Origin of the sequence: Mesorhizobium sp. M1338, assembly GCF_040318045.1 — a bacterium.
Taxonomy (GTDB): Bacteria; Pseudomonadota; Alphaproteobacteria; order Rhizobiales; family Rhizobiaceae; genus Mesorhizobium.
In genome coordinates, this window is record NZ_JAMYLL010000036.1 from 31,404 (window position 1) to 48,430 (window position 17,027).

12 protein-coding genes are annotated in these 17,027 nt (G+C 63.1%); 4 read left to right on the forward strand and 8 right to left on the reverse strand.

Annotated features, from left to right (window positions below):
• Window positions 1-16: 16 nt before the first annotated feature.
• The 4 genes from nagZ to NKH19_RS24620 all read right to left on the reverse strand — a co-directional run bounded on the left by nagZ (window position 17) and on the right by NKH19_RS24620 (window position 7,684).
• On the reverse strand, window positions 17-1,036 hold the full coding sequence (gene nagZ, locus NKH19_RS24605; protein ID WP_352871269.1) for a beta-N-acetylhexosaminidase: 1,020 nt from the start codon (window positions 1,034-1,036) through the stop codon (window positions 17-19).
• 129 nt (window positions 1,037-1,165) lie between these two features.
• Entirely contained in the window at window positions 1,166-4,546 is a 3,381-nt protein-coding gene (locus tag NKH19_RS24610) for an SPOR domain-containing protein (protein ID WP_352982924.1), read from the reverse strand.
• Between the two features lie 103 nt (window positions 4,547-4,649).
• Entirely contained in the window at window positions 4,650-6,407 is a 1,758-nt protein-coding gene (gene argS / locus NKH19_RS24615; protein WP_352871271.1) for an arginine--tRNA ligase, read from the reverse strand.
• A 62-nt stretch (window positions 6,408-6,469) separates the two neighbouring features.
• A complete protein-coding gene (locus NKH19_RS24620) occupies window positions 6,470-7,684 on the reverse strand; it encodes a deoxyguanosinetriphosphate triphosphohydrolase (protein ID WP_352871273.1) in 1,215 nt (404 codons plus the stop codon).
• 104 nt (window positions 7,685-7,788) lie between these two features.
• Between NKH19_RS24620 and erpA the strand changes: the two genes are divergently transcribed.
• The 4 genes from erpA to NKH19_RS24640 all read left to right on the forward strand — a co-directional run bounded on the left by erpA (window position 7,789) and on the right by NKH19_RS24640 (window position 9,714).
• Complete coding sequence (gene erpA / locus NKH19_RS24625; protein ID WP_027024881.1) at window positions 7,789-8,136, forward strand: iron-sulfur cluster insertion protein ErpA; 348 nt, start codon at window positions 7,789-7,791, stop codon at window positions 8,134-8,136.
• Between the two features lies 1 nt (window position 8,137).
• Window positions 8,138-8,533: a VOC family protein gene (locus NKH19_RS24630; protein ID WP_352871274.1), complete on the forward strand. Its 396-nt coding sequence runs from the start codon at window positions 8,138-8,140 to the stop codon at window positions 8,531-8,533.
• 17 nt (window positions 8,534-8,550) lie between these two features.
• Window positions 8,551-9,354, forward strand: coding sequence for an exodeoxyribonuclease III (gene xth / locus NKH19_RS24635; protein ID WP_352871275.1), 804 nt, complete (start codon window positions 8,551-8,553; stop codon window positions 9,352-9,354).
• 105 nt (window positions 9,355-9,459) lie between these two features.
• Window positions 9,460-9,714 carry a hypothetical protein gene (locus NKH19_RS24640; RefSeq protein ID WP_352982927.1) on the forward strand — a complete coding sequence of 85 codons (255 nt, stop codon included), beginning with the start codon at window positions 9,460-9,462 and terminating at the stop codon, window positions 9,712-9,714.
• A 31-nt stretch (window positions 9,715-9,745) separates the two neighbouring features.
• Here NKH19_RS24640 and NKH19_RS24645 read toward each other — a convergent pair whose 3' ends face one another.
• The 4 genes from NKH19_RS24645 to NKH19_RS24660 form a co-directional block, all read right to left on the reverse strand.
• A complete protein-coding gene (locus tag NKH19_RS24645; protein WP_352871277.1) occupies window positions 9,746-10,585 on the reverse strand; it encodes a tetratricopeptide repeat protein in 840 nt (279 codons plus the stop codon).
• Window positions 10,572-12,296 (reverse strand): dihydroxy-acid dehydratase, encoded by a 1,725-nt coding sequence (gene ilvD / locus NKH19_RS24650; RefSeq protein WP_352871279.1) that lies wholly within the window; start codon window positions 12,294-12,296, stop codon window positions 10,572-10,574. The genes NKH19_RS24645 and ilvD overlap by 14 nt, the downstream gene beginning before the upstream one ends.
• 306 nt (window positions 12,297-12,602) lie before the next feature.
• Window positions 12,603-13,832, reverse strand: coding sequence for an outer membrane protein transport protein (locus NKH19_RS24655; protein WP_352871280.1), 1,230 nt, complete (start codon window positions 13,830-13,832; stop codon window positions 12,603-12,605).
• Between the two features lie 356 nt (window positions 13,833-14,188).
• Window positions 14,189-16,972, reverse strand: a complete 2,784-nt coding sequence (locus NKH19_RS24660; RefSeq protein WP_352871281.1) for a valine--tRNA ligase — start codon at window positions 16,970-16,972, stop codon at window positions 14,189-14,191.
• Window positions 16,973-17,027 lie beyond the last annotated feature (55 nt).

Consider the following 17,027-nt stretch of genomic DNA (forward strand, 5'->3'; position numbering starts at 1 on the left):
CTCTCACTTCCCTTTGTTAAGCCACCGCATCGAAATAGGTGGCGAATTCAGCGCGTATCTCGGTTTCTTCCACCGCGTCGCGGTTCTTAATGTAGGTCAGCGCCCGCTTTGCGCGCTCCAGCGACGTGCCCTCGAGCCCCGTGGTCCGCGATGCAATGCCGGCCATCTCCTCGAAAACGCCGTTGCAGTGAAGGACCAGATCGCAGCCCGCCGCAAGGATCGAGGCCGCCTTTGTCGGGAAATCCCCAGAAAGTGCCTTCATCGACGTGTCGTCGCTCATCAGCAGCCCGTCGAAGCCGATCTCGCGCCGGATGATCTCGTCGATGACCTTGCCGGAAGTGGTCGCCGGGTTGTTGGGGTCTATCGCGCTGTAGACGACATGTGCCGTCATCGCCATCGGCAGATGGTTGAGCTCCCGAAACGGGGCAAAATCATGCCGCTGCAGATCGCTCAGCGAGGCGTTGACGACAGGCAACTCGAAATGCGTGTCGGCAAAGGCGCGCCCGTGGCCCGGAATGTGCTTCATGACGGGCAGTACCCCGCCCGACATCAGCCCTTCCGCGGCGGCGCGGCCGAGTTCAATCACCGGTCGCGGGTCCTTGCCATAGGCACGCGCGCCAATAACGTCGCTGGCGCCTTCGATCGGGACGTCGAGCACCGGCAGGCAATCGGCGGTGATGCCGTAACGCAGCAGATCGAAGGCATGCAGCCGCGCCATCAGCCAGGCCGCGCGGGCGCCGGCATCATGGTCGTCGCGCCACAGCGCGCCGAGCGCGCCGCCGGCCGGATAGTTCGGCGCCAGGGGCGGCCGCAGGCGTTGCACACGCCCACCCTCCTGGTCGATGAACACCAGCGCGTCCGGACGTCCGATACAGTCGCGCATCTCGGCGACCAGATCGCGGATCTGTTCGGTCTCGCCGATGTTGCGCGCAAACAGGATGAAGGCCCATGGGCATTCATTGCGATAGAAATTGATTTCTTCGCGGGTGAGCGATTTCCCGGCACAGCCGAGGATCATGGATTTTGATTCGGTCATGTCAGAAGTCTAAAGCTTCGCGCGATCAAAGGGAATCATCCGGATCACAAGCGGTCAAACGCCAGATCTGCTTTCCCCATGAAAAAGCGGCGCGGTCACCGCGCCGGCTTTTGATTGGTTGGCCCGGCTCTAGCGCGAGACGAAGCAGTTGCCGCCGGCGGCCTTGTAGCTGGTGCACAAATTGATCGCATCGTTGCGCGACTGCGCTGGCACGCGCACACGGTAGAACGTGCCCTTGCCGGCGATCTCGGCCTTGACGATGTTGGCGGTACGGCCGGCGAGCACGCTGCCATAGCGGCGCTGCAGATCCTGATAACTGGACTGGGCGCTTTCGACCGTCGGCTGTGAAGCGATCTGCATCGACCACGAACCACCGCCGGTCGCGGTCGATGCCGGATCGATGGACGCAACCTGATCGGGCTTGACCTCGCCGACGACATCGACCGGCTGGTCGGACGGGCGCTGCGGCGCGAGCGGAACCTTGGCCGGCGTGTTGGCCGACTGCGCCTTGGCCTCGGCCTTGGGCTTGGCTGCAGCCACCGGTTTGAGAGCCGGCTCGTCGTCCGCCGGGGCGGCGGCGGGCGCCACGGTGCCGGTCTGGTCCGCGTCAGCCTGCCCCGACGGGGCAACATGCTGCGGCGCCGGATCGACCGGCTCCGCGGCGGCCATCTGCGGGGCGGCGGGCGCCGGATCCTCACGCGGCACCAGCGAACCGTCCGACTTGACCACCATGGTCCTCACCTTGCGCGGCGCAACGGCGACGACATCGGCATTGGTGCCCTTGTCGGCTTCCTGCAGCACCTGTGCGATGCGATCCTCGGACTTGGGCGCGGGTGCTGTGTTGTCGGCCGAAGCGGCGCCGGCGGTCGGCGCGGCGTTGCCGTCAGCGGCCGCGGCGGCTGCGTTCTGGTCCGGCGAAAGATCGATGGCGCGGGCCGGGTCCTTCGCCTGCACGTCCACCGGTTCTTCGGTGTTGGTGACCAGCTTTTCCTGGACCGGCTCGGCGGGCTTCGCGCCCCTGACCGCGTCGTAGACCTTGTTGTCCTGGTTCGGCACCACGGCCCCACCCGGATTCTCCGGCTTGACCTTGATCGGCGCGTTGTCGGCCTTGACGATCACCGGCGCCTCGCTGCCGCCCTTGCCGCCGAAAGTCAGCGCAAAGGCACCGAGGCCGCCTGCGACCGCCACCGCACCGACAATCGCGGCGATGAACAGGCCACGCCCGCGCGAAGGCCTCGCGGCCTCACGCTCGCCGAGGCCCGGAACAGCCATCGCCTCATCGTGTTCAGGATCGTAGTCGAGTTCATCGACGGTGAAATCGTCCGCCTGTGAAACCGGCTGGTTGCCGGGCAGACTGTCGAGATCGAAGCCGTCGGCGGCATCGGCATAACCCGTTGGCGCCGCCGGGCGGGCAGACACTTCCATCGGCCGCGCCGCATAGGTCCGGGCTTCCGACTCATAGCCCGGCTTGACCCCGTCATAGCCCGGCTTGACCCCGTCATAGCCCGGCTTGACCCTGTCATAGCCCGGCTTGACGCTGTCATAGCCCGGTTTGAAGCCCGCGGCGTAGGAGTCATCATCGTAAGACGCGCCGGCCGCGTTGCTTGTGGGAGCGGCAGCGACCTCCACCGCGTTCATCTCGGAGAGAAGGCTGGAGAACTCGGCGTCGAGATCGTCATAGCCAGACGTCGCCGGCTGATCTTCCTCGAAGTGCAGTTCTGGAATATCGAGATCGTCCGCCAGCGCCACGACACGCTCGGGCACATCGACCGTCTCGACATCGGGCATGTCTTCGTATTGAGCGGACTGGCGCGATGGCGGCGCGGATACAGGGGCGACGGTCTCGGCCGGCTCGGCCGAACGGTAGGACGTCACCGCGGCGACTGCCGACGCTGCGGCCACGGACGCCATCGAAGCGACCGGCTGAGCGCTAAACGCAGGCTGAGCGCTAAATGACGGCTGCTGCGGAACCGGCGTCACGCGGCTCCACGAACGGGCTGGCTCGGGCGGCGTGGAACGCTCCGCCAGCCAATCGAGAGAATCCGCCGAATTGTCCCGGGAAGCGGACGCATCACCACGCGGATCCAGGCTTTTGGCCAAAGCCGCGTCGAACGCATCATTGTCGAAATCGACATCGCCATGTCCGGCGACGTCCGAGCCCGGATCCTCAAGTTTATCAGGCAGAAGATCGTCGACATCCGCATCGGCTGCCTGGGCGGTGCCAAGGTGCTGGGGCTGATCAGGCGCGGGTTCTTCAAGATCCCAGTCGAGGTCGCCGACAAGATCGGCCGGTTCCTCGGTGGTCTCCGCGGCCTCGACGACGTGCGACTGAGCGGCGTCAGCCGGCTGAGCCATGACTGGCTCCACTTTGGCCAGGGGCGTCGTGCGCGCGGTCATGGCACCCAGCAGCGCATTCAACTCGTCTTCCAGGCTTCGTTCGTCCGCGATCGGGGCTTGCACCGCGGGTGCGACATTGGCTTCTGGTGCCGCCGGCTGGACCGCAGCGGCGGCGATTTCGGCGACCGGCTCTTCGACTGTTTCGGCAAACTTGTCGTCGAAGTTCAGGTCGAAAGCATCATCCGACGCCGCTTCATCCGACGCAGCTTCAGGACTGGGAGTCTCGCCCTTCGCATCCGCGCTATCGGCGAGCATATCATGCGCTTCCGGCTCCTCGGATACGACCGGCTCATCAGCGCGAACGTCAAAATCCATGTCGACATCGGCCATGGAGTCGTCGAAGTGGCCGGCGAAATTCTCGTCGGAAGCTTGGCCATCACGCGCGGCCTGCTCCGGCATGGGATACTCGGCGGGATCGGCGGCCGTGTAGGCCTGTTCCGCCACCGAATGGTCGTCGAGCATCAGCTCGTCTTCGAGCGAGATCGCGACCGCATCGTCGAATTCATGATCCGAGGCGGCCGTCTCGACAGCAGGCGCGTCGGCAACGGCAACAGCGTGCGGGGCCTCTTCGGCCTCCTCATCGATCCGGACGTCCTGGTCGAGCGACGCGGCAAGCTCGTCCGCCATCGGCTGGTCGTCCTCGAAGGGCGAGACATCCTCAAGCGAACTGGCGACGGCATTGTCGAAATCAGCGTCGAAAGACGGCGCGGTTTCGGCGGCGGCCGTATCGCCGACGGCGTGGTCGTCGACATCAGTCATGTCCAGATGGAAATCGTCGTCGAGCGACACCAAAAGCTCGCCTTCGTCCATCGCGCCTGCATCAGCCGTTTCGAATGCAGGCTCATGCTCGAAAGTCGGCTCACGAGCCTCGGCAACCGGAGCGGCGTCGCTGTCGTCAGCGCCGAACTCGCCCATCATTTCCTTCTCGAGATCGATATCGAAATCGCCCTCCTCCGCCACGTGATCGGCGGCTGGGGCTTTCGGCTGGGCGGGCGACTGCGGTTTGACCGGCTGGCGCGGGTCGAACCCCATGATCCTGGTCAGTTCCGCGAACGGATCATCGTCAGTGATGTCGTTGTTGTCGGATACTCTCAGCTGGGTTGTGTCTGCCATTATTGTTCCCGAACTCGCACTCATTCGGACGCCATGGACGTCGCGTAGGGTTGGCCCTTACCAGCGCAATGTGGGCAAAAGGTGACAGGTTATTTAGTCAAACCTAACGCATTTCGGTGGGCGCGGCGGCTCCGATCAACGTCAGGCCGGACGTCAAGACGTCCGAAACAGCCTGCACCAGCCCTAGTCTGGCATGCGTCAATTGTCGGTCGTTAACCTTAACAAAACGTAAGTCCGGATTATCCGTGCCACGGTTCCAGTGTCCATGGAAGCTGGAAGCCAGATCATAGAGGTAAAATGCCAGCCGGTGCGGCTCGAGCGCAAGTGCCGCGGACTCGATCAGGCGGGGATATTCTGCAAGCTTGCGGATCAGGCCAATCTCGCCCTCGTCGGTCAGCAAAGCCACGGCGGACGCCAGGCTGTTGCGGTCGAAATTGGCTTCACCCAATTGCTCGCTCGCCTGCCGGAACACCGAATGGCAGCGCGCCGAGGCATACTGCACATAGAACACCGGGTTGTCCTTGGACTGCTCGGTCACCTTGGCGAAATCGAAATCCAACGGCGCATCGTTCTTGCGGTAGAGCATCATGAAGCGGATCGCGTCGCGGCCGACCTCCTCCACCACTTCGCGCAACGTCACGAAATCGCCGGACCGCTTCGACATGCGCACCGGCTCGCCGTCGCGAAACAGTTTCACCAATTGGCAAAGCAGCACGGTGAGCTTCACCTCGTCCCCTGCGATGGCCCGCGCCAGCGCTTCCAGCCGCTTGACATAACCGCCATGGTCGGCGCCGAGCACATAGATCAGGTCGACGAAGCCCCGATCGACCTTGTCCTTGAGATAGGCGACGTCGGCGGCGAAATAGGTGAATGAGCCATCGGACTTGACCAGCGCCCGGTCCATGTCGTCGCCGACCGCGGTCGAACGGAACAGCGTCTGCTCGCGGTCCTCCCAATCTTCGGGCTTCTCGCCCTTGGGCGGCGGCAGCTTACCCTTGTAGATATGGCCTTTCAGCGTCAGATCGCTGATCGCCGAGCGGATCTTCCTGGCATTGTCGGCATGCAGTGTGCGCTCGGAGAAGAACACGTCGTGATGCACGTTGAGCATCGCCAGATCCTCGCGGATCATGGCCATCATCGCATCGATGGTACGGTCCTTGACGATGGCGAGCGCCTCGTCGTCCGGCATCTGCAAGAGCGAGCGGCCGAACTCCTTGGCCAGCGCCTGACCGACAGGGACGAGATAATCGCCGGGGTAAAGCCCGGCCGGAATCTCGCCGATGTCATCGCCAAGCGCCTCCCGGTAGCGCAGCATGACCGAGCGGCCGAGCACGTCGATCTGCGAGCCGGCATCGTTGATGACATATTCCTTGGTCACGTCGTAGCCGGCGAAGGCCATCAGGTTGGCCAGCGCGTCGCCGACCACGGCACCCCTGCAATGGCCGACATGCATCGGCCCCGTCGGATTGGCCGAGACGTATTCGACATTGGTTTTCCGGCCACCACCAACCGTCGAGCGCCCATAGTTGCGGCCCTCGCCAAGCAGTGCGGTCAGATGCGTCTGCCAGAAGCCGTCCTTCAGCCGGAGATTGACGAAACCAGGACCGGCCACTTCGGTGGCGGCGACATCCTTGTCCTCACGCAGCGCCTGCGCCAGTCTTTCGGCCAGCGCGCGCGGATTCTGGCCAGTCGGCTTGGCCAGCACCATCGCCGCATTGGTCGCCAGGTCGCCATGGCTGGCGTCGCGCGGCGGCTCGACGGCAATGCGCGATAGATCCGGCGAAACGCCGTTACTGTCTTTCAAATCAAGCGCTTCGACAGCTTTTATGATTCGCGCGGTGAAATCGGCGAAGATGTTCATGGGACTGGCTCTGGTGGCTTTACAGGGAATCCGGCTCGTTGGCCGGCAAAATCGAGCCCGCCCTAGCTCAATTCAGGCGTATGGTCAAACAAACGCCGGTGTTCCTTGAGCGCATAGGTATCGGTCATACCCGCCAGGAAGTCGGTGACGCTGCGCGCCTTGATGCGATCGTCGGCCCGATCCAGCCCCTCGCGCCAGCCGTCCGGCATGGCGCGCGGATCAGCGAAATAGGCGTCGAACAGATCCTTGACGATTTGCTCGGCGTCCGCGCGCACCCGCATGACTTCCGCGTGCCGATAGAGATGCTTGTAAAGAAAGGCCTTCAGTTCTTTCTCGAAGGCGGCCATTTCGGCCGAGAAAGTCACCATCGTCTCGCCTGCTGCTCTCACCGCATCGGAGTTCTGCGGCCTGATGCGTTCCAGATTGGCAGTGGTGGAGACGATGACATCCTCGACCATGGCGGTGATCTGCCGCCGCATCAGTTCATGGCCGGTGCGCACGTCGTCGAGGGAGGGATAGCGTCCGCGCACGCCTTTCAGAATGGTTCCGGGCAGCGAAACCATCTCCAGCATGTCCAGCGTCAGCAGCCCTGCTCTCAACCCGTCGTCGATGTCATGGTTGTTGTAGGCGATGTCGTCGGCGATCGCCGCGCATTGCGCCTCGATGCCGGCAAACCGGTCCAGTTCGAGATCGTGCAGCTGCGAATAATCACGGATCGCCTGCGGCACCGGCCCTTTCAGATCTTGACCGTTGGCGTCCGTCAGCGGTCCATTGTGCTTGACCAGACCTTCCAGCGTTTCCCAGGTCAGGTTGAGCCCGTCGAATTCGGCGTAGCGCGCCTCCAGCCTGGTCACGATGCGCAGCGATTGCGCGTTGTGGTCGAAGCCGCCCCAGGCGGCCATCTTCTCGTTCAGCGCGTCCTCGCCAGTATGGCCGAACGGCGTGTGGCCGAAATCATGCACCAGTGCGACCGCCTCGGCGAGATCCTCGTCGCCGCGCAGCGCCCGTGCCAGGGCGCGCGCGATCTGCGCCACTTCGATCGAATGGGTCAGCCGGGTGCGGTAATGGTCGCCTTCGTGCGCGATGAAGACCTGCGTCTTGTGCTTGAGCCGGCGGAAGGCCGTCGAATGGATGATGCGGTCGCGATCACGCTGGAACGGCGTACGGGTTGGGCTTTCCACCTCGTCGAACAGCCGCCCGCGCGACTTTGCCGGATCGCAGGCATAGGCGGCGCGTGGCCGATAGCCGAATCCGATGTCGCCCAACTCATTGGTCATGGCTGATGCCGCCGCGGTTGACTTGGTCCAGATGATTTGGCCTGGTTGACTTGGCCCCTCTCGCTTCATACCTATCATGTGAAACCGAAAGCAAGGTGACGCCCATGGGCGCGGATGCCAAGACTGCCATGAAAGTCGACATGACCGAGGCCGCCGCCAGGCGGATCGCGAAGATTGTCTCGGGCGAGGCCGGCAAGACGGCGTTGCGCGTTTCGGTCGAAGGCGGCGGTTGCTCGGGCTTTTCTTACAAGTTCGATCTGGTCGATACGCGCAACGACGATGACGTCGCCATCGAGAAGGATGGCGCCACCGTGCTGATCGACGACCTGTCGCTGGTCTATATGGGCGGCTCGGTGATTGATTTCGTCGACGATTTGATGGGCCAGTCGTTCCAGATCAGGAACCCGAATGCCGTCGCCTCCTGCGGCTGCGGCACGAGCTTTTCCATATAGAATGCCCGCCATCGGCGCGGTCCGTCAGATCGCGCTGTCGGCCGGCCGCGACCTCGATGCAACTCTGGCCTTTTGGCGCGACGTGCTGGGCATGAGCCTGCATGCGCGCTTCGATCCGCCGGGCATCGCATTCATCATGGCTGGCGATATCAGGCTGTTGTTCACCGACGGCATCCCGGCCGGAACCGTTTATCTCGACATATCGGGCCTCGACGATTTCCACGCCTCGGCGGCGGCGGCCGGCGTCCCCTTCACCGCGACGCCGACGCTTGTCCATCGTGACAGCGAGGGCCAGTTCGGCCCGGCGGGGGAAACCGAATGGATGGCCTTCCTAAAGGACCCGGCTGGCAATACGATCGGGCTCGTCGAACGCCATCCGCCGCAAGAGCCCAACTGAGCAGCATCGGGACCGTCATGAAAATCGTCACCTGGAACATCAACGGCGTGCGCGCCCGCATCGGCAACCTGACCCATTGGCTGACCGAAAGCGCGCCCGATATCGCCTGCCTGCAGGAGATCAAGACGGTCGATGAGCAGTTCCCGCGCGCCGAGATCGAGGCGCTCGGCTACAATGTCGAAACCCATGGCCAGAAGGGTTTCAATGGTGTCGCCATCCTGTCGAAATTGCGCTTCGACGAAGTTGTCAGAGGCCTGCCTGGCGACGATGCCGACGAACAGGCGCGTTTCATCGAAGGCGTTTTCTCGACCGACAAGGGCGCCTTGCGCGTCGCCTCGCTCTATCTGCCGAACGGCAACCCGATCGATGACGAGAAGAAGTTCCCTTACAAACTGTCCTGGATGGCGCGGCTGGAGCGCTGGGCTGAAGAGCGCCTGAAGCTCGAAGAGGCGCTGGTGCTGGCCGGCGACTACAACGTCATCCCCGAGCCGATCGACGCGCGGTTTCCGGAGAACTGGCTGGGCGATGCGCTGTTCCAGCCGCAGACGCGGCAGGCCTTCCGCCGGCTGCTCAACCTTGGCTTCACCGAGGCGGTGCGGGCGGTCACCGACGCGCCCGACACCTATACGTTCTGGGACTATCAGGCAGGCGCCTGGCAGAAGAACAACGGCATCCGCATCGACCATCTGCTGCTGTCGCCGGAAGCCGCCAACCGGTTCTCATCGGCCTCGATCGAAAAGCATGTCCGCGCCTGGGAAAAGCCGTCGGATCACGTACCGGTGGCGATCGACCTTGCGCTGCGGCCAGCTGACAACGGCTAAACCCTCATATCGCCACATTTCGAGCAGTTCATTGCGGGGCAGCATGGCGGCTGGGGTTCCATGACCATACGATTTCATCTTTGTCCGATCGGCCTGGCATTTGCCATGGCTGCTCCTGCCTCGGCACTTGCCGATCAGGAATGCCTGGCCAATGGAAAATCCTATCAGCTCGGCCAGGTCGCCTGCCTGACGGTTGGCGACCAGAGCCATCTTGCCCGCTGCGACATGGTACTCAACAACACCTCGTGGACAAAGGTCGGCGACAGCTGCCCCGCAAACACGATGGCGCCGCACCTGCACCCCACGCCGATCTCGACGCCGGCGCCCAGCATGGTGCCGACGGAACCGACAGAGAACTGATCAAGATTTTGTTGGTGAGGCTGGCGCGAGACTACTGGTCCGCGTTGCCGCCCTTGGTGATGATGTCATCGGCCAGCGAGATCGCGGTGCGGCGGTCGGCTTCGCCCGCGGTGGCAAATGCCTCTTCCTGCATGCCGCGTATCCAGGGCTGGTCGGCCGGCGAAGCGCGTTCGAGCGCCGCCGTCATCATCGCCAGGCCGCGGACGATCTTGCCGCTCTGGAACAACAGGTGGCCCAGCGTCGCCTGGGCACCGGCATGGCCCTTCTCGGCGGCAAGCTGGAACCAGCGCCCGGCCTGCTTGACGCTGGCCTTCACCCCGCCCTCGCCCTTCAGGAACATCTGCCCCATCTCGAACTGCGCGTTCGGGTTGCGGTAATTGGCGGCGGCGCGCATGTAATATTCCTGGGCCGCCACCTCGTTCTCGGTCACCGGGCTGCCGGGAATGCCCTTGCGCAGATAATCGCCAAGCGCCACCAGCGCGTCGGAGACATAGCTTTCCTCGGGCGAGCCGGGCTCGACATCCTGGTCGACGATCTCCGAGAAGAACTTGAACGCCTCATAGTCGTCGCGCGCCACGCCGTCACCTTCGGCATACATGCGGGCAAGCTTCCAGGTGGCGCCGATCTGGCCGTTTTCGGCGGCGTATTTGTAGGCCTCGGCGGCCTGTTCCTTGTGGCCGTTCTTGTAGGCGGAGAAGCCGAACTGGAACACGGCCCAAGGGCTGGACTGCGGCTTCACGCCGGTCTTGTCGTCGAACACCTTGTCGTCGAAGGCCATGGCCTGGCCCACGGCGCCAAAGGTCGCGCCAAAAGTGGCGGCCGCGACCAGTGCCGAAAAGACAGACGACCTCAACAACTCAGATGTCCGCATAGCAGTGTGTTTCTTTCGCACCGCCCGGATGGGTCACCGCGCCATCGCGCGCCGGCCCCACCGTCTGTGCATATTTCCATATCGCGCCCGACTGATAGTCGGTCGTGCGCGCCTTCCAGGTCTTTGCCCTCGCCGCCAGTTCGCTATCGGACAACGCCACCTCGATCGTGCCGTTCACCGCGTCGATCGAGATCAAATCGCCATCCCGGAGCAGCCCGATCGGACCACCCACCGCTGCCTCCGGCCCGACATGGCCGATGCAGAAACCGCGCGTCGCGCCCGAGAAGCGCCCGTCGGTGATCAGCGCCACCTTGCCGCCCATGCCCTGGCCGTAGAGCGCTGCCGTCGTCGACAGCATCTCGCGCATGCCGGGGCCGCCGCGCGGCCCTTCGTAACGAATGACGAGAACCTCGCCTTCCCTGTAGTTGCGATGCGTCACCGCCTCGAAACATTCCTCTTCCGAATCGAAGCAGCGCGCCGGGCCGGAGAACTTCAACTCCGCCATGCCGGCGACCTTCACGATCGCGCCTTCGGGGGCAAGGTTTCCCTTCAAGCCCACGACACCGCCGGTTTGGGTAATAGGTTTGTTGGCCGGGCGGACCACATCCTGATGCTCATTCCAGACAACGTGCTCCATATTTTCGGCCAAAGTGCGGCCAGTCACCGTAAGGCAGTCGCCATGCAGATAACCGTGATCGAGCAGTGTCTTCATCAGCAGCGGGATGCCGCCTGCCTCGAACATGTCCTTGGCGACATATTTGCCGCCCGGCTTGAGGTCGGCGATGTAAGGCGTCTTCTCGAAGATCTTCGCCACGTCGAACAGGTCGAACTTGATGCCGGCCTCATGCGCGATCGCCGGCAGATGGAGCGCCGCGTTGGTCGAGCCGCCGGTGGCCGAGACCACGGTCGCCGCGTTCTCCAGCGCCTTCAGCGTGACGATGTCGCGCGGCCGGATGTTTTTTGCGATCAGCTCCATGATCTTTTCGCCCGAGGCGAAATTGAAACGGTCGCGCATCTCGTAGGGCGCCGGCGCGCCACAGGAATAGGGCAGCGCCAGACCGATGGCCTCGGCGACGGTGGCCATTGTGTTGGCGGTGAACTGGGCGCCGCAGGAGCCGGCCGACGGACAGGCCGCCTGCTCGATTTCGAGAAGTTCGGCATCATCGATCGTGCCGACGGAGTGCTGGCCGACGGCCTCGAACACATCCTGCACGGTGATCTGGCGACCGCGATAGCTGCCGGGCAGGATCGAACCGCCATAGATGAAGATCGACGGCACGTTGAGACGCACCATGGCCATCATCATGCCGGGCAGCGACTTGTCGCAGCCGGCCAACCCGACCAGCGCGTCATAGCAATGGCCGCGCATGGTGAGTTCGACTGAATCGGCGATGACCTCGCGCGACACCAGCGACGACTTCATGCCCTGGTGGCCCATGGCGATGCCGTCGGTGACGGTGATGGTGCAGAATTCGCGCGGCGTGCCGCTGGCGGCCGCGACGCCCTTCTTGACCACCTGCGCCTGGCGCATCAGCGATATGTTGCAGGGCGCCGCCTCGTTCCAGCAGGATGCGACGCCGACCAGCGGCTGCGCGATCTCGGCCGCCGACAAGCCCATCGCATAGAGATAGGAACGGTGCGGCGCCCGCGCCGGACCGACGGTCACATAGCGGCTGGGGAGCTTAGCCTTGGAAATGACTTTGGCGTCCATACTCTTCCTTGCCCCACATCTTCCTTGCAGCGGGGCGGTGCGGCCTGCCCCATCGCCGAGCCTTTTGGCGCGTGTCCCGAGACAAGATCGAGGTGCGCCGGGTTTATGGCGGGAAATGGGCAATTTCCTCTGGCTGACTTCGAGCGCAGGGGTTGTTCAGAAAGTGTTGCCGAAACGTCACAATCGTATGAGGCGAAAGCGGTGCGGCTAATATGCAATGTGGCTTGGGTGCCCAGGCGTCGGCCAAACCCGCTCAACGGAAAAGGCCGAGCAATGCCCGGCCTTTTTATTCGCCTTTACAGAGGCTTAGAACTTGATCTTGAGACCGCCTGAAATCGCCGTGACCAGATCGTTGCCGAAGTCGTAGCTGGCGTCCCCTCCAACAACTTTGCCATTCTCGCCAATCAATATACCGGAATGACCGCTTGTCAGCACGCCGACCGCGCCGGCCAAGCGAACCTCGATATTCGGCTTAGGGGTGTAAGCGACGCCGCCGCCCAGCGTCCAGGTGTCCGTCTGCGAGCCGTAGCCGTGCGACGTGCCGCGATCCCAGGAGAGCTGGCCGGCCGCACTCCACTCGTCGTTGAACTTATGGCCGATGCCGCCCGTGACCGTCCAGCCATCACGATACATCAGGTCGAGCGACGTTACTTCGCCCGGCGAGTTCGTAAAGCATAGCGCGGTTGGGACACCCACAGGACAGATCGGCACACTCTGCAGCACGCTCCAGTTAACCCACTTGATCGAACCGAAGGCGAGCCAGCCGGGCGCGATGCCCGACTGCATTTTCAATTCCACCACATCCGGCATGTACTGCGTTGAGCCGTAGATCGGAAGAACAACGCTGCCGACATTGGTCAGATCGAGCGTGCCCGAGATGTTGTCGAGCTTAACTTTCGAATTGTAGACGAGGCTCGCGCGCAACGCGATGTCGGGGATTTCGTAGGCAAGGCCGGCGCGCCAGCCCCAGCCGTTGCTCGTCAGATCGACGCGACCGGTGCCGCCGAAGTCGGGCACCAGCGGTGACACCAAGCTTTCCTTGAAGCCGTAGACCTTCTGGTAGAAAACACCGCCGATAAAGCGGAGCTGACCCTTGCCCGCATCCATTTTGTAAGAACAAGTCGCAGCGTAGTTATCGCTTTTGATGTCGGTTTCCATGTTGGAAAACGCACCGTTCCAGATGCCGTGCGCAACATGAACGCCCCAAGGCTGCGAGTAATCAACCATACAGTCCACGCCCTGGACGATTTGGGCCTTCGCGCCGATGCGCGGGACCCAATAGTTCTCGGCCCCATCGGCCGTGGTCCCGAAACCGAGGTCGGTCTCCCCAGGACCGCGTGCATTCTTGAGCTTGCGATCCGGCATCACGTAGGTCGCTTCCGCTTCCGTAGCGAACGGCGCGGGGTCAAACAAAAGATCGATGTCGTAACCGCCGCGCTCCAGGCCGCCAGCGTGCGCCGAATTCATCGCTGTCCCGATCAAAGCCAGCGAAAAGCACCCCGCCCCCAGCAGTGCTTTCAGTCGCAGAATAGTCATGAATGTCCTCCCCGAATTCGAGTGCATCAAGCTAGAACCAATTCAGGTTAACGGTGCAACAACGAATTCAAGAAGCGTACACGTACAGTTGATCAGAGTGCGTTTTCGGCAAAGTTCCGACGCTCCCGCAAGACCGAAAACCCGGCATTTGAGTGCAAACGAACAAACAAAATCGGCGAAACGTCTCCAAAACGGCCCAAGAAGAGGGCATTTTGCAGGGTATCTGGCCCCGCTGTTACATTATGGCAACAATGGGGCCAAAACTTCCGTTTACGTCAACATTAACGCAACGGAATGCCTGTTTTCGAGGCAAAAAACTGTCATTTTAGAGGGCACTAAACCTCGCGACTCTACCCTCAACCGGCGTCGCGAACCCTGGTCAACGCGACTGAAAGCTTCTCCTGGGCGTCGCGGTATTCGGCGAGCTTTTCACGCTCGGCGTCGACGATCTCGGCTGGTGCGCTCGCGACGAATCTTTCGTTCGAGAGCTTCTTGTGCAGGCGCGCGATTTCCTCGGTAACCTTGGCCAGTTCCTTCCGCAGTCGTGCCGCCTCGGCGGCGAGATCGATCAGGCTGCCGAGCGGCAGGCAGATCGTCGCCTCGTTGAGCACGATCTGCGCCGAACCCTTTGGCGCGACATCGGCGAGCGAGATGTCGCCAACCCGCGCCAGCCGCTTGATCGCCGAGTCCTCGCGAACCAGCCGCTCGCGCGTCGCATCGTTGGCGCCGACCACGACCAGCGGTGCAATGGCTGCCGGCGGCACGTTCATCTCCGAGCGCACGGAGCGGATGCCGGAGACGAGATCGACCAGCCAGTTGATGTCGGCGGCGGCATCCGCGTCCTCGAAGTCCGGCGATGGCCATGCGGCATGGCACAGCAGCGAAGGCCGTTCCTTGCCTTCGCCCGCGGTCTGCGCCCACAGTTCCTCGGTCATGAACGGCATCATCGGATGCAGCAGCTTGTAGATTTCATCCAGCACGAAGGCGACGCAGGCGCGGCTTTCGGCCTTGGCCGCCTCGTCGGTGCCCATGAACACCGGCTTCAGCAGTTCCAGATACCAGTCGCAGAACAGGTTCCAGACGAAGCGGTAGGCAGCACCGGCCGCTTCGTTGAAGCGGTATGAGGTGATGCCGTCCGTAATGTCTCGCGCCGCCCGCGTCAGTTCGGTCAGGATCCAGCGGTTGACCGCCAGCTTGGCGTCGTTCAGCCAGAAATCGTCGTTGCGCGCGACCTCGTTCATCTCGGCAAAACGCGTCGCGTTCCAAAGCTTGGTGCCGAAATTTCGATAGCCGGCGATGCGCGCCGGGTCGAGCTTCACGTCGCGGCCTTGCGCTGCCATCACCGTCAGGGTGAAACGCAGCGCATCGGCGCCGTATTCGTCGATGAGATCGAGCGGGTCGATGACGTTGCCTTTCGACTTCGACATCTTCTGCCCGTTCTTGTCGCGCACCAGCGCATGGACATAGACCGTGTGGAACGGCTCCTCGTCCATGAAGTGCAGGCCCATCATCATCATGCGGGCGACCCAGAAGAAGATGATGTCGAAGCCGGTCACCAGCACGTCGGTCTGGTAATAGGTCTTCAGCTCGGGCGTCTCGTCCGGCCAGCCGAGCGTCGAGAACGGCCACAGCGCCGACGAGAACCAGGTGTCGAGCACGTCCTCGTCGCGGGTCAGGATCTCGCCCGGCTGGAAATTCTCGAGCTTGTCCTCGACCCAGGCCTTCCACGGCCCTTCCAGCGCCAGATAATACTCGATCGCCGCGCCCAGCGCCTCTTCCTCGGTCTTCTCGACGAAGACACGCCCGTCCGGCCCGTACCAGGCCGGGATCTGGTGACCCCACCAGAGCTGGCGCGAGATGCACCAGGGCTGGATGTTCTCCATCCAGTCGAAATAGGTCTTCTCCCAGTTCTTCGGCACGAAGTTGGTGCGGCCCTCGCGCACCGAGGCGATCGCCGGTTTGGCCAGCTCCGCCGCGTTGGCATACCACTGCTCGGTCAGGAACGGCTCGATCGGCACGCCGCCGCGGTCGCCATGCGGCACGGCGTGGCGATGCGGCTCGACCTTTTCGAGGAAGCCGCCTTCTTCCATCAGCTCGACGATCTTCTTGCGCGCGACGAAGCGGTCGAGGCCGTCGAGCTCGTCCCAGACCGTCTGGCGCTCCGGCGTCACCTCGAGACCGGCAAGAAAATCCTCATTGTCCTTGAGGCTTACCGCCGCCGCCGTGGTCAGGATGTTGATCGCCGGCAGCTTGTGGCGCTTGCCGACCTCGAAGTCGTTGAAGTCGTGCGCCGGCGTGATCTTGACCGCGCCGGAGCCCTTCTCAGGATCGGAATACTCATCCGCCACCACGGGAATTTTGCGGCCGACGATCGGCAGAACGATGTTCCCGCCGACCAGGTGCCGGAAACGCTCGTCGTCGGGATGCACGGCAACGGCCGTGTCGCCCAGCATCGTCTCGGGGCGCGTCGTTGCCACGGTGATGAAGGTTTTCAGGTTTTCCGGGTCGAAGACCTGGCCCTCGATCGGATAGCGGAAGTGCCAGAGATTGCCGTTGACCTCCTGCTGCTCGACCTCGAGATCGGAGATCGCGGTCAGCAGCTTGGGGTCCCAGTTCACAAGGCGCTTGTCCTTGTAGATCAGCCCTTCCTTGTAAAGCGTGACGAACACTTCGAGCACCGCCTTGGACAGGCCTTCGTCCATGGTGAAGCGTTCGCGTGACCAGTCGGCGGAAGCGCCGAGCCGCTTCAGCTGGTTGAAGATCGCGCCGCCGGATTCGCCCTTCCACTCCCACACTTTCTCGATGAACTGTTCGCGCGTCAGGTCGCGGCGATGGATCTGCTTTTCCATCAACTGCCGCTCGACCACCATCTGCGTGGCGATGCCGGCATGGTCCATGCCCGGCTGCCACAGCACGTTCTTGCCGCGCATCCGCTCGAAGCGCACCAATATGTCCTGCAGAGTGTTGTTGAGCGCGTGCCCCATATGCAGCGAGCCGGTCACGTTCGGCGGCGGGATGACGATGGTGAAGGCCTCGGCCCCCTCCTCGGCCCCGGCACCGGCGCGAAACGCATCGGCCTCTTCCCAGACTTTGGCGATCTTCGGCTCGACGGTTTTGGCGTCGTAGGTCTTTTCAAGCATGGGAAAATGGTCCGCGCTGTCGGGAGTTTGCTGGTCCGGTGTAAATCGGAAGGTT